13 protein-coding genes and 1 pseudogene are annotated in these 11,927 nt (G+C 68.3%); 10 read left to right on the plus strand and 4 right to left on the minus strand.

Annotated features, from left to right (window positions below; genetic code table 11):
• Positions 1–201: 201 nt before the first annotated feature.
• Genes IF78_RS0121680 through ygfZ form a run of 3 tightly spaced genes read left to right on the plus strand, consistent with a single transcriptional unit; the run spans position 202 to position 2,207 of the window.
• Positions 202–777, plus strand: coding sequence for a heme-binding beta-barrel domain-containing protein (locus tag IF78_RS0121680; protein ID WP_031479100.1), 576 nt, complete (start codon positions 202–204; stop codon positions 775–777).
• Between the two features lie 16 nt (positions 778–793).
• Positions 794–1,231 (plus strand): Fur family transcriptional regulator, encoded by a 438-nt coding sequence (locus IF78_RS0121685; RefSeq protein ID WP_031479098.1) that lies wholly within the window; start codon positions 794–796, stop codon positions 1,229–1,231.
• A gap of 10 nt (positions 1,232–1,241) precedes the next feature.
• A complete protein-coding gene (ygfZ, locus tag IF78_RS0121690) occupies positions 1,242–2,207 on the plus strand; it encodes a CAF17-like 4Fe-4S cluster assembly/insertion protein YgfZ (protein ID WP_031479096.1) in 966 nt (321 codons plus the stop codon).
• Between the two features lie 8 nt (positions 2,208–2,215).
• Here the strand turns inward: ygfZ and dtd are convergent, their stop codons facing one another.
• On the minus strand, positions 2,216–2,641 hold the full coding sequence (gene dtd / locus IF78_RS0121695; protein ID WP_031479094.1) for a D-aminoacyl-tRNA deacylase: 426 nt from the start codon (positions 2,639–2,641) through the stop codon (positions 2,216–2,218).
• Positions 2,642–2,799: 158 nt separating this feature from the next.
• Between dtd and IF78_RS0121700 the strand changes: the two genes are divergently transcribed.
• Both IF78_RS0121700 and IF78_RS0121705 read left to right on the plus strand, forming a co-directional pair.
• Positions 2,800–3,453 (plus strand): RsiG family protein, encoded by a 654-nt coding sequence (locus IF78_RS0121700; RefSeq protein ID WP_031479092.1) that lies wholly within the window; start codon positions 2,800–2,802, stop codon positions 3,451–3,453.
• A gap of 83 nt (positions 3,454–3,536) precedes the next feature.
• On the plus strand, positions 3,537–4,799 hold the full coding sequence (locus IF78_RS0121705) for a GNAT family N-acetyltransferase (RefSeq protein WP_031479090.1): 1,263 nt from the start codon (positions 3,537–3,539) through the stop codon (positions 4,797–4,799).
• A 161-nt stretch (positions 4,800–4,960) separates the two neighbouring features.
• On the opposite strand, the gene IF78_RS0121710 is transcribed toward IF78_RS0121705, so the two are convergent.
• Entirely contained in the window at positions 4,961–5,140 is a 180-nt protein-coding gene (locus IF78_RS0121710) for a hypothetical protein (protein ID WP_031479088.1), read from the minus strand.
• Between the two features lie 132 nt (positions 5,141–5,272).
• Between IF78_RS0121710 and IF78_RS0121715 the strand changes: the two genes are divergently transcribed.
• Positions 5,273–6,190, plus strand: coding sequence for a GntR family transcriptional regulator (locus IF78_RS0121715; RefSeq protein WP_078662538.1), 918 nt, complete (start codon positions 5,273–5,275; stop codon positions 6,188–6,190).
• 54 nt (positions 6,191–6,244) lie between these two features.
• Here IF78_RS0121715 and IF78_RS0121720 read toward each other — a convergent pair whose 3' ends face one another.
• Positions 6,245–6,433, minus strand: a complete 189-nt coding sequence (locus IF78_RS0121720) for a hypothetical protein (RefSeq protein ID WP_031479084.1) — start codon at positions 6,431–6,433, stop codon at positions 6,245–6,247.
• Positions 6,434–6,586: 153 nt separating this feature from the next.
• On the opposite strand from IF78_RS0121720, the gene IF78_RS0121725 reads away from it, so the two are divergent.
• The 3 genes from IF78_RS0121725 to IF78_RS0121735 all read left to right on the plus strand — a co-directional run bounded on the left by IF78_RS0121725 (position 6,587) and on the right by IF78_RS0121735 (position 9,447).
• A complete protein-coding gene (locus tag IF78_RS0121725; protein WP_107049987.1) occupies positions 6,587–7,465 on the plus strand; it encodes a winged helix-turn-helix domain-containing protein in 879 nt (292 codons plus the stop codon).
• A gap of 32 nt (positions 7,466–7,497) precedes the next feature.
• Positions 7,498–8,217, plus strand: a complete 720-nt coding sequence (locus tag IF78_RS0121730) for an HAD family hydrolase (protein WP_031479080.1) — start codon at positions 7,498–7,500, stop codon at positions 8,215–8,217.
• 384 nt (positions 8,218–8,601) lie between these two features.
• The gene (locus tag IF78_RS0121735) at positions 8,602–9,447 is read left to right on the plus strand and encodes a winged helix-turn-helix domain-containing protein (protein ID WP_234439764.1); all 846 of its coding nucleotides are present in this window, start codon (positions 8,602–8,604) and stop codon (positions 9,445–9,447) included.
• A 53-nt stretch (positions 9,448–9,500) separates the two neighbouring features.
• On the opposite strand, the pseudogene IF78_RS50900 reads toward IF78_RS0121735, so the two are convergent.
• A pseudogene (locus tag IF78_RS50900) lies at positions 9,501–9,647 on the minus strand (hypothetical protein); the annotation flags it as partial.
• A 58-nt stretch (positions 9,648–9,705) separates the two neighbouring features.
• On the opposite strand from IF78_RS50900, the gene IF78_RS0121740 reads away from it, so the two are divergent.
• On the plus strand, positions 9,706–11,859 hold the full coding sequence (locus IF78_RS0121740; RefSeq protein ID WP_051828067.1) for an aminoglycoside phosphotransferase family protein: 2,154 nt from the start codon (positions 9,706–9,708) through the stop codon (positions 11,857–11,859).
• Positions 11,860–11,927 lie beyond the last annotated feature (68 nt).

Raw genomic sequence — 11,927 nt, forward strand, 5'->3', positions numbered from 1 at the left:
CCGCGTAAGCTGGGGCCCGGCCCTGTGTACATGTACCGCACCCCGCGCCCAATCGAGGAGCACCCCGTGGAGATCTTCTTCGAAGTCCTGCTGGTCCTGGTCGCCGTCGGCGTTCTCGCCTTCGCCGGTCTGACCGTGAAGAAGCTGTACCAGGGCCAGCGCTGACCGCCATCACCGACGTACGAGACTTCTGAGCTGCTCATGATCGAGATCCCGTCCGACCTCCACAAGGACCTCGTCCCCCTCGCCTTCCTGCTCGGCAACTGGGCGGGCGCGGGCGTGCACGACTTCCCCGGCTCCGAGAAGTGCAACTTCGGGCAGGAGGTCAGCTTCAGCCACGACGGCCGGGACTTCCTGGAGTACCGGTCCCACACCTGGGTGCTGGACAACGACGGCAACAAGGTGAAGCCGCTGGAGTCCGAGCACGGCTTCTGGCGCATCGACGCCGACCGCAAGGTCGAGGTCACGATGGTCCGCCACGACGGGGTCGTCGAGGTCTGGTACGGCGAGCTCGCCGACAAGAAGCCGCAGATCGACCTGGCCACGGACGCGGTGGCCCGCACGGCCGCCGCCGGCCCGTACACCGGCGGCAAGCGCCTCTACGGCTACGTCAAGAGCGACCTGATGTGGGTCGGCGAGAAGCAGACCCCCGAGGTCGAGCTGCGCCCCTACATGTCCGCGCACCTGAAGAAGGTCGTCACCCCGGAGGAGGTCGAGCGCTGGGCCAAGGCCCTGCCCGACGACATGCCGGACGACGGGATCGCGTTCTTCAAGTAGTTCTAGACTCGTCGGTGTGGTGAGCACCGACTGGAAGAGCGACCTCAGGCAGCGCGGCTACCGGCTGACGCCGCAGCGCCAGCTTGTCCTCGAAGCAGTGGACACCCTGGAGCACGCGACCCCCGACGACATCCTCGTGGAAGTGAGGAAGACGGCGTCGGGGGTCAACATTTCCACGGTCTACCGGACCCTGGAGCTCCTGGAGGAGCTGGGGCTGGTCAGCCACGCGCACCTGGGGCACGGCGCGCCGACGTACCACCTGGCCGACCGCCACCACCACATCCACCTCGTCTGCCGCGACTGCACGAACGTGATCGAGGCGGACGTGTCGGTGGCCGCCGAGTTCACCGCGAAGCTCCAGCAGGAGTTCGGTTTCGACACCGACATGAAGCACTTCGCGATCTTCGGCCGGTGCAAGGACTGTGCGCTGAAGAGTTCAACTACCGAGTCGTAGGCTTAGTCATATGAAGAGCCCCCTGCTGACCCTGCCCGGCGCCGTGCCCGCCGAGGGCGTGGACGAAGGTGTCGCCGCCCACTACGGCGACCTGTTCCGCGAGCAGCGTGCCCTCGCCGACGGCACCGGTTTCGTCGACCTCTCGCACCGCGGAGTCGTCTCCGTCTCCGGCGAGGACCGGCTGAGCTGGCTGCATCTGCTGCTCACCCAGCATGTCAGCGACCTGCCGACCGGCGAGGCCACCGAGGCGCTGATCCTCTCCGCGCACGGCCATATCGAGCACGCGCTGTATCTCGTGGACGACGGTGCGACGGTCTGGGCCCATGTCGAGCCCGGCACCCAGGAGGCGCTGATCGCGTACCTGGAGTCGATGAAGTTCTTCTACCGGGTCGAAGTCGCCGACCGCACCGACGAGTTCGCGGTCGTGCACCTGCCCGCCGGGTCCATCGCCGAGGTGCCGGACGGTGTCGTCGTACGCGAGACGGCGTACGGCCGTGACCTGTTCCTCCCGCGTGCGGACCTGGAGTCGTACGCGGAGAAGGCCGGCCCGGCGGCCGGGATCCTGGCGTACGAAGCCCTCCGCGTCGAGCACCACCGCCCGCGCCTCGGCTTCGAGACCGACCACCGCACCATCCCGCACGAGCTCGGCTGGATCGGCACCGCCGTGCACCTGCAGAAGGGCTGCTACCGCGGCCAGGAGACGGTCGCCCGCGTCCAGAACCTGGGCAAGCCCCCGCGCCGGCTGGTCTTCCTGCACCTCGACGGCAGCGAGGTGCACCTGCCGACGCACGGTGCGGAGATCCGGCTCGCGGACGACGGGCCCGACGGCCGGAAGATCGGCTTCATCACGACGTCCGTACGGCACCACGAGCTCGGTCCGGTCGCGCTGGCGCTGGTGAAGCGGAACGTGCCGGTGGACGCGCGGTTGGTGGCGGACACGACGGCGGCGGCGCAGGAGGTCGTCGTAGAGCCCTAGGACAGGTCCTAGATCTCCACGAGCACGGTGAACGGGCCGTCGTTCGTCAGCGACACCCGCATCTTCGCGCCGAACCGGCCCGTCGCCACCGTCGCGCCGAGGGCGCGGAGTTGGGCGACGACCTCGTCGACGAGCGGTTCGGCGACATCGCCGGGGGCGGCGGCGTTCCAGGTGGGGCGGCGGCCCTTGCGGGCGTCGCCGTAGAGGGTGAACTGGCTGATGACGAGGAGCGGGGCGTCGATGTCGCTGCAGGACTTCTCGTCGTGCAGCATGCGGATCGACCAGAGCTTGCGGGCGAGCCCGGCCGCCTTCTCCTTGGTGTCCTCGTGGGTGACGCCGACGAGCACGCACAGCCCCTCGCCGACGATCTCCCCGACCGTCTCACCGTCCACGACGACGCTCGCGCCGTCCACTCTCTGCACCACAGCTCGCATGCCGCCATCATGCCGTGTGCGGGGAAGTGCCTCGTAAGGGGCTTCTTTATAGCTGCTTAACCCCCCATCTGGGGCTGTTCGTGGGCACTCGGTCACATAGCGGCCAGTTGGGATGGCACCATGCTTCCACACGCCGGTCGAGGGGACGGTAGAGGCACATGAGCACACCGAGTACCGGGCAGCCCCCTGGGGCTGTCGTGTTGAGCCACGCGGACCAGCCGGCCGGAATCCGGCCGCCGACGCAGCGCACCGCCGACGATCCGGGCCCGGGCCCGCATGCGCCGCTGGCCGCGGAGGCGCCCGAGCAGGACCTGACCGTGCTCAGCCTGCCCGAGCAGGACCTGACCGTACTCAGCCTGCCCGAGCTGCGCACCCTGCGCCGGGACGCCCAGAGCGACGAGGCGGACCTGAGTTATGTACGGCGGCTGCTGCAGGGCCGGATCGACATCCTGCGGGCGGAGCTGGCCCGGCGCTCCCCGGCGGGCGCGGCGTCCGTCGTGGACCGCCTCTCGGAGATCCTGACCGACGCCCCGGCCCGCCACCGCTCCTCGGCCCGCCATGTGACGCTGGGCACCCCGCAGAGCGAGGAGTACCGGCGGCTGGCGGCGGAGATGCTCGCCGAGGTGGAACTCTCGGACCTCGAGGCCCGCACGGACGCCGAGCTGAGCACGGCGATGGGGCGCCTCGTACGGTACGAGCAGCAGGTCTCCCACCGCCGCCAAGGGCTCCAGCGAACGGCCGACGACTGCAGCGCCGAGATCACCCGCCGGTACCGGGAGGGCGAGGCTCAGGTGGACGACCTGCTGACGTAGCCGACGCACAGGGGATGGGTAGGGGCGGCGGGGGCGAGGAAAAGGCGGCGACACCCCCGCGCCGGCCCACCTACCGTGGCCCCATGACCCGCCCCGAACCCCACATCGACGTCCGCCCGGTCACCGAGGCCGACATCCCCGACTGGATCCGGGCCCTGAACACCGGCTTCCTGCGCACTCCCAGCGTCGCCGACACGGAGATCGCGGACCGCGCGTCGTACATCCTCCCGTCCCGCACCCTCGGCGCCTTCGACGCCGGCCGCTGCGTGGCCACCTTCCGGTCCTTCCCACAGGAACTCACCACCGTCGGCGGCGAAACCGTCCCCGCCGACGCCATCTCGAACGTCACCGTCACCCCCACCCACCGCCGCCGCGGCCTGCTCACCCGGATGATGGCCCACGACCTGGCCGCCGCGAAGGACCGCGGGGACGTCGTGGCGACGCTCATCGCCGCCGAGTACCCGATCTACGGCCGCTACGGCTTCGGCCCCGCCACCTGGACCACCCAGTGGACCATCGACGTCCCCCGCACCGGCCTCGACCCGAGGTGGTCCGGCCCCGAGGACGGCGGCCGTATCGACATCGTGGACGGGGCGGACGTACGCAAGATCGGCCCGGAGCTCTACGAGCGGGTGCGCCGCGCCCAGCCGGGTGCCGTCGACCGGGACGAGCGGTGGTGGCTGGTCAACACGGGGGTGCTGCACCTGGACCGGTCCCCGTGGACCGAGCCCTTCTTCGCCGTGTACCGCTCGGCGGGCGGTGAGGTCGAGGGGCTGGTGGCGTACACGGCGGACGACCACTGGAGCGAGGGCAAGAAGCAGCCGTTGAACACAGCGAGCGTCAAGTGGCTGATCACGACGACGCCGGACGCCGAGCGCGCCCTGTGGCGCTACCTGTGCTCGATCGACTGGATCACGACGGTGAAGAGCGGCTGGCGGGCCCCCGACGACCTGCTGCCCTTCTTCCTGCCCGATCCGCGTGCCGCCGGGGCCACGTCGTCGGCGGACTGGCTGTGGGTGCGGATCCTGGATGTCGTACGGGCTCTTCAGGCGCGTACGTACGACGGGCAGGGCGCGCTGGTGCTGGAGGTCGTGGACGGGGCCGGCCTGGCGGGTGGGCGGTACCGGCTGGAGGCGGCCGCGGACGGGGCGTCCTGCACGCCGACCACGGCCACCGCCGAACTCGTCCTCGACATCGCCGACTTGGCGCGGCTGTGGCTCGGCGACGAGTCCGCCGTGCGGCTCGCCGCGCTGGGGCTGGTGCGGGAAGAACGAGCGGGCGCCGCCCGGGTGGCCGACGCCCTGCTGCGTACGTCCAGGCGACCGTGGTGCCCGGACATCTTCTGAACCCTCCTCTCCGTCGGCGACAGGTCTGCTCATCCGTAGCGAGCTGTTCAGTTGTGGCTGTGCGATCGATGTTCAGTTGTCGCTGTTCAGTTGTGACTGTGCAGACTGACCGGGCTCCCGGCTCCCCTCCGGAAGGGAGCCCGACCAGCCGAACCTGGTTCCTAGTGGGCGAGCAGCAGGACGAGGATCACCGCTCCGATGCCGCCGATCATGGTGTTCCTGGCCTTGATGCCGATGGACAGCGCGAGGAAGGCGACGATGCCCATCGGTCCGTACTTCCACTGGACGAGCTGCTCGAATCCGATGGCCAGCGCGGCGACGGCGAGGTAGATGAGCGGCATGCGGCCAACCTTCCTGAAGTTTGACCATGTTGTTGAAGTTGGCAGCCAACTTCACTGTACTTATGACCGCTTGGACGCGTCTCATAACCACCATCCCCGGAACTGCCTAAAGATGGCGGGAAGTTGTAGTGTTTGGTCGTGGAGCCGAAACACGCCTCCGTCAATGGGCGGAAGAGGTCACAGCGGCCACAGAAGTCACATCGGGAGGTGGCCGACGAGCTGCGCGCCCGGATCACCTCGGGCGAGTTGCGGCCCGGCCAGCGCATGCCCACGCAGGCCAAGCTGGCGGACGAGTTCGGCGTAGAGCGCGGAGCCGTACGGCAGGCCTTGCGCATCCTGCAGTCGGAGCACCTGCTCACCAACGTGTCCAAAGGGGCGCCTGCGACCGTCGCCCCCGACCTCGGCAAGGCGCTGACCGGCCCGGGAGCCCCGCCGCAGCCCACCATGGTGGCCCTCGCCCCGCGCATCGCCGCCGCCTTCGCGGCCCCGCAGGTCGAGATCGACGCCCTGTGCATGACCTCGGTCTCCCTCACGCTCGCCATCGGCGAACCGCTCCGCCAGATCCACGCCGGGCAACTGAAACCGGCCAAGGTCGACGTCCGCGTCCTGCTGCCGAGCCGCGACATCTCGCTCGCCTTCCCCACGCCGGTGGACACCTCGGCCGACGACGCCGACGAGCGGCTGCGCCGGCGCTGGCTCGCCCAGCGCAACGCCCAGGGCCAGGTGCTCCAGCACAATCTGCTGGCGCTGCGGGCCACGCACGGCATCGATGTGCAGGTCAGCTTCCGTGCGCTGCCGTTCACTCCGCCGGTGAAGCTGTACCTGCTCAACAGCACGGAGGCGCTCTTCGCTTACTACACACTGACGCGCCGCCCGGTGGAGATCGACCACCAGCAGCTGGAGATGTACGACGCCCCGGGCATCCAGTCGACGCTGTTCGCCTTCGAGCAGGGGGCCGGGCTGCGGGACACGACGTTCGTGGAGCAGTCGCATGTGTGGTTCAACGCGTTGTGGGAGACGATCAGTTCGGAGCTGGTGCTCACGAGCTGATCGTCCCCCACAACGTTTGACCTGTCTGTTCGTCGCTGCAGTGGGGCGCACTGCTCATAGGGCGGGCCCCGAGACCAGGACGGCGAGGACGACGGCCCCGATCGAACTGACGGCCGGGCTCTTCGCCTTGATGCCTATCGTGAGCAGCAGCAGGCCGATGATGCCGGTGGTGCCGTACTTCCACTGGAGGGTCTGCTCGACGCCGACGACGAAGACGGCGGAGAGGAGTGCGAGGACGGGCATCGGTGTTTCCTCCTTCGGGCTCCTGGGGATGGAAGGATTACTTCCGCCAACTCAACCAACTAGATGCCAACTCTGACTAAGTTGTCCCCACTTGGCCTCTACTTTGAAACAAGCTACAAACAACTCCCTCCAGATGGATGAGAGTTGTAACGTTTGGTCGTGACTCAGGAGAACGTGGCAGTGAACGGCAGCAGGAGACTCTCTCCCCAGGAGATCGCCGACATCCTGCGGGAACGGATCCGCGTCGGAGAGCTCAAGGCGGGCGACCGCCTGCCCACCCAGGCCGAGCTGGCCGAGGAGTTCGGCGTGGAGCGAGGCACCGTACGCCAGGCGCTGCGCGCGCTCCAGGAGGACGGCCTCCTCACCAACGTCAGCAAGGGCAGCCCGCCGCGCATCGCCCTCCCGGCTCCCACGAGGGGCGCCCCCCAGCCGACGATGGTCAGCCTGGCACCCCGTCTGACGGAGGCCTTCGCCGTGCCGCACGTCCGCGTCGACGTCGTATGCCACACCTCCGAGACCCTGATGCTGGCCCTCGGTGAACCCCTCCGCCTGATCCATGAGGGCTCGATCCGCCCCGAGTCGATCGACGTCCGGGTGCTGCTGCCGTCGCGGGACATCCATCTCGCCTTTCCGGTGCTGGTGGAGGGCCGGGGGGACGACGATCCGGTCCACAAGCGCTGGCTGGCGATGCGCAACGCCCAGGCGCAGGTACTGCGCCACAACCTGCAGGCCGTCCGCTCCACGCACGGCATCGAGGTCCATGTCGCGTTCCGCGCACTGCCGTTCACACCGCCGGTGAAGCTCTACCTGCTCAACGGTGAGGAAGCGCTGATCGGGTACTACGTGCTCACCGAACGCCAGGAGGAGTACGAGAGCCAGACGCTGGAGATGTACGACGCCCTCGGCTCCAAGTCCCTGCTGTTCTCCTTCGTCAAGCAGGCCGGTCAGCGCGACGCCGCGTTCGTTGAGGAATCCCAGAAGTGGTTCGACGCCCTCTGGGAAACCATCAGCACTGACCTGACACTCTCCTAGTGACTTCTGATACGAAGCAGCAGACTGAACCGGTGACCGCTGAGACCGAGAACGACACGGAACAGCTCCGCGAACTGATCACCCATGCCCGCATCGTGCTCTGGGACTTCGACGGCCCGATCTGCCGGCTGTTCGCCGGGCACTCGGCGGAGCGGGTGGCCACCGATCTGGTGGAGTGGCTCGAGGGGCGGGGGTTGCACGGCCTGCTGACGGAGGCAGAACGCGAGTCCCTGGACCCGCACATCGTGCTGCGCGCCGTGGACCGCCGGCATCCCGGCAGTGACCTGGTGGCGGAGCTGGAGGAACGTCTCACCAAGGAGGAACTGCGGGCGACGTCCTCGGCGATGCCCACGGCGTACGCGGACCCGTTGATACGCACCTGGCGTGCGGTCGGACCCCGAATGGCCATCGCCACCAACAACTCACCCCGCGTGGTCCGCACGTACCTCACCAGCCGCGGCCTGGTCTCCTGCTTCGCGCCCCACATCTACGGCCGGACCCAGGAGCTGCATCTGCTCAAACCGCATCCGCACTGCCTGAACCGCGCCCTGAACGCGATGGGCGCCGCCCCCTCAACCGCTCTGATGATCGGCGACACGCCCTCGGACCACTCGGCCGCATTGCAGGCCGGCGTGCCCTTCCTGGGCTTCGCGCGTAACGAAAGGAAAGCCAAGACTTTGCGCGAAGCCGGAGCCGAGCTGGTCGTGTCCTCGCTGGAGCCGCTGCTGCGGATCGCCCGCAGTTCGGGCTAGCCGCGTCGCCTTCCCGGCCCTTGCTCGCCCCGTCCTTGCCCGCCCGCCCGGCGGCCCGCCTGCGCAGCCGGGCGGCCACAAATCCGGCCAGCCCGGCGGCCATACCGGCAAGTTGAACCAGGTCGCCGAGTTCCCAAGTGCCCCCGGATAGCTGCATGACCACGGCCTTCACCCCCTCCCCGCCGCTTGCGGCGAATCCGGCAACTGGACTATGTCCTTGCCTGGTTGTCGGTCAACTTCAGGCATGCCCGGTCAACTAGATCCAGTAACCGTGGAGTTGACTGGATGGGTTGCCTGGCCTGAACTGGTTTGCTTGTCGGCCGGAAGAGGTACCTACGCTGTGTGACCGGTAAGGGGAGTAGTGACGGGCAGGCATTCCGGAAGGTGTCCGAGGCGCTTCGGGAGCGGATCGCCGACGGCACGTACTCGCTGGACGCCCATCTGCCGTCCCAACGCCGGCTTGCCGAGGAGTTCGACGTCTCGCGGGACACCGTCCAACGCGTGGTGCAGGAGCTGGGCAACGAGGGCCTGATCGACACGCAGCAGGGCAGGCGGGCGCGTGTCATCAAGAACCAGCGTGTTCACTCCCCGACGGCCAGGGCCACCCGGTCGCGTCAGCAGATGACGCTGGGCCCGTTCATCAGCGAGGCCTTCGAGCGCGACGAAGTCACCCTGGACGTCTACACGTTGACGTCGGAGTCCCTGGACGCGCACATCAAGATGCAGGCAGAGCGGATCATGACCGGCGCCATCAGGCCCCGGCGGATCGTGTTGCGCATGCTCCTGCCCTCCGACTATCTGGAGCTGCCCTATCCCCAGGTCAAGGGTGACCCGTCCGATCCGCTCCTGCGGGAGCGCCTCAAGCGCATCGCCGCGCAGCACGAGACGTCGTTGCATCGGGTGCTCGGCAGTCTGAAGGCGGAGAATCTGGTGTCGTCCGTCGAGCTGGAGATCCGGCGCACACCGTTGACCCCGACGTTCAAGGTCTATGTCATCAACAGGGCCGAGGTGCTGCACGGGCTGTACGACGTCATCGAGCGGCCCGTGGTCCTGGACAACGGCGACGTGATCGAGGCGCTGGACGTGCTGGGCTACGGCGCCGCTCTCACACACCATCTGAAGGACTCGGACCCGACGTCGCCGGGCTCGGTCTTCGTGGACAACATGCAGAAGTGGTTCGACTCGGTCTGGGTGCGGCTCTCGAGCAGTGGTGCGTCGGGCGCCCAATGAGGCCTGAGTTCAGTGCTGTAGCATGCCCGCACCGACTGAGCAACCGCTCACATTCATACGTATGAGATGGCCAACACGTCAATCTCGAACCTCCTCGCACCGGCCTCACGCAAAAGAGTGGCAAACCACCCGTAGTCGCCACTCCAGCCACATTCTGGTCGCGGGGGGCTTTGTGCGTGCTTACTTTTGCCATAGCGATCTCGTCTCGTTCCGGAGCGGCCAGTGGACGCACCTCCTCGTCCCCGTCCCTTTCACGGGGTGCGAGCCACGCCCGACGGCACCTACCGGGAGTTCGTAGGAAACGCGACGCTGCTGGGACAGGCGACCAAGGGCCATCACAACCAGAACTACGTGTTCCCGCTGACGGAGAACGTGGCATGGCTGGTGGGGCGGGAGGCCGGGACCTCCGTGACCGTACGTGTCCGGCGGGCCGACGCGCTGCCCGTGGTCATCAGGACCTGGGAGAACGAGGCCGAGATCCTCGACGCGATCAAGGGCGTCCTGCCGCATGTGCCGGAGTGCCTGGTCAAGGGAGACGGGTTCGCCCTTCACAGCTATGTGAAGGGCGTTCCGCTGTCCAGCGTCTGCGGCAACGGCAAACCCGTCGACACCCTCCTGATCAGAGCACTCGCCGAATTGCTCGCCCAGATGTCGCAGGTACGCCGCGGGGCGCTGCCTCCGCTGCCGGCCGCCTGGCCACGCAACGACATGGACAGCCAGGGCTTCCTCCAGACGCTGGCCCAGATGGCGGACCGGCAGATCCGCCGGCCCAACTGGCTCACCTTCGGCGGACTGTTCGCGGCGCTGGGCATCCCCGAGGACGCTCTTATCCGGCTCGCCGAACGGGTCCCCGCAATGGCCCGGCGGCCGTACAGCCTGCTGCACGCCGACCTCCACCGCGACAACCTGATCGTGTCCTATGGCGGTGACCCGCCCCTGATCTGCGTCGACTGGGAGCTGGCCACCTACGGGGACCCCCTGCACGACCTCGCGACGCACCTGGTACGGATGCAGTACCCCTCGGACCAGTGGGGCGAGGTGGTCGAGGCGTGGGTGGCCGCCATGCGGGAGATCCGGCCCGCCGCCGTCAGCGGTGTGGCCAAGGACCTGCGTCACTACGTCGCTTTCGAGCAAGCCCAGTCGGTGTACCCGGACGTGATGCGCGCCGCGCGGTCGTTGGAGGAGTCGTTCACCCAGAAGCGCCTCGACGAGGCGACCGCGGAGGTGCATCGGGCGCTGATGGCGGCGCAGGGACCGCTTCGGCTCAGAAACGTTCCGAGCAAGGCGGAGATCGAGGGGGCGCTCTTCCGCTGGCTTGCCTCGCGGAGCGAACGTGACATCCGCGGTCGTGGCCTGATCGCGAAGGCCTTCGACTGGAAGCCGGACCGCCGGGTCCCCGAGCACCCCGACTTTCCCGCCTCCGCCGTGCGAAAAGCCCTGCGCGCGGAAGGCGCTGCGCCCGCTGGACGGGTGTTCAAGGGAACCGCGCACCTCAACACGGTGGTCCGGGTGCCGGGCGTCGGATTCCCCGTCGTGGTCCGGCGCAAGCTGACGGACGTCTGCCGGCGCGAGCGCAGCTTCCTCAGTGAACACGCCGTGCTCCAGGCGATCGAGAAGTCGCAGGTCGACGTGGCGGTGCCCAGGATCCTGGCGCTCGGCGAGGGCTACCAGAGCGACCCCTTCTCCATTCAGACGTACGTCGGCCAACGCGACATCGACGGGCCGCCGAGCCACCCCGAGCACGGTCTGCTTCCGCACGAGGCGGACGGACTCGTCGACCAGCTCTGCGCGCTGACGGACGTGGACTACAAACAAGTCGACCCGGCCGCCGGCGAAGGCGGGTTCTTCCAGTGGCTGAGGAACCAACTCGTCGATCTGGTCAGAGACTTGCCGAAGGAGTCGCAGCAGCTTGCCCGCCTCCTGGGGCTTCCCGACGCCGAGCGTCTGCAGCTGATCCTGTCCCGTCACGAGGTGAGCCACCGTGAGCCGTCCCTGTTGCACGGCGACCTGAACCCGTGGAACCTCGTGCGCCGGGACGACCGCCTGGCGCTGACCATCATCGACTGGGAGATGGCGGTGGTCGGCGACCCCCTCTACGACCTGGTCCGCCACATGCACCTCACGCCTACCCGGCCCGAGATCCGCGACCGTATGTTCCGTCGCTGGGAGGGGCGTCTGGCCCCCGAGTACACCGCCGAATGGCGCCGGGACTGGCGTGTCTACCGGTGGATCGAGATCGTGCGGTCGGCGTACGTGGATCTCGACCGCCTGGTTACCGGAGCCAGCCTGGACGCGCCCAACGTGCGTCGGGCCGTGGACTCGTACGCGATGACGCTGGCTGCCGCCATCGGATCCCTCGGTCTGCCGATCCGCCCGACCGTGAATCCCTATCTTGCCCGCGCCCTGGCATAAGAGGACCATGACTCCACCGAAGGGCGGCCCATCCAGGGGCATATGACGCTCCGTCGGGTTCTGCGACG

Origin of the sequence: Streptomyces bicolor, assembly GCF_000719285.1 — a bacterium.
GTDB lineage: Bacteria > Actinomycetota > Actinomycetes > Streptomycetales > Streptomycetaceae > Streptomyces > Streptomyces bicolor.

Excerpts from the sequence above, each read along its gene's own strand:
- IF78_RS0121680 (WP_031479100.1), top strand. The coding sequence starts at position 202 with ATGATCGAGATCCCGTCCGACCTCCACAAGGACCTCGTCCCCCTCGCC.
- ygfZ (WP_031479096.1), top strand. The coding sequence starts at position 1,242 with ATGAAGAGCCCCCTGCTGACCCTGCCCGGCGCCGTGCCCGCCGAGGGC.
- dtd (WP_031479094.1), bottom strand. The coding sequence starts at position 2,641 with ATGCGAGCTGTGGTGCAGAGAGTGGACGGCGCGAGCGTCGTCGTGGAC.
- IF78_RS0121700 (WP_031479092.1), top strand. The coding sequence starts at position 2,800 with ATGAGCACACCGAGTACCGGGCAGCCCCCTGGGGCTGTCGTGTTGAGC.
- IF78_RS0121705 (WP_031479090.1), top strand. The coding sequence starts at position 3,537 with ATGACCCGCCCCGAACCCCACATCGACGTCCGCCCGGTCACCGAGGCC.
- IF78_RS0121710 (WP_031479088.1), bottom strand. The coding sequence starts at position 5,140 with ATGCCGCTCATCTACCTCGCCGTCGCCGCGCTGGCCATCGGATTCGAG.
- IF78_RS0121720 (WP_031479084.1), bottom strand. The coding sequence starts at position 6,433 with ATGCCCGTCCTCGCACTCCTCTCCGCCGTCTTCGTCGTCGGCGTCGAG.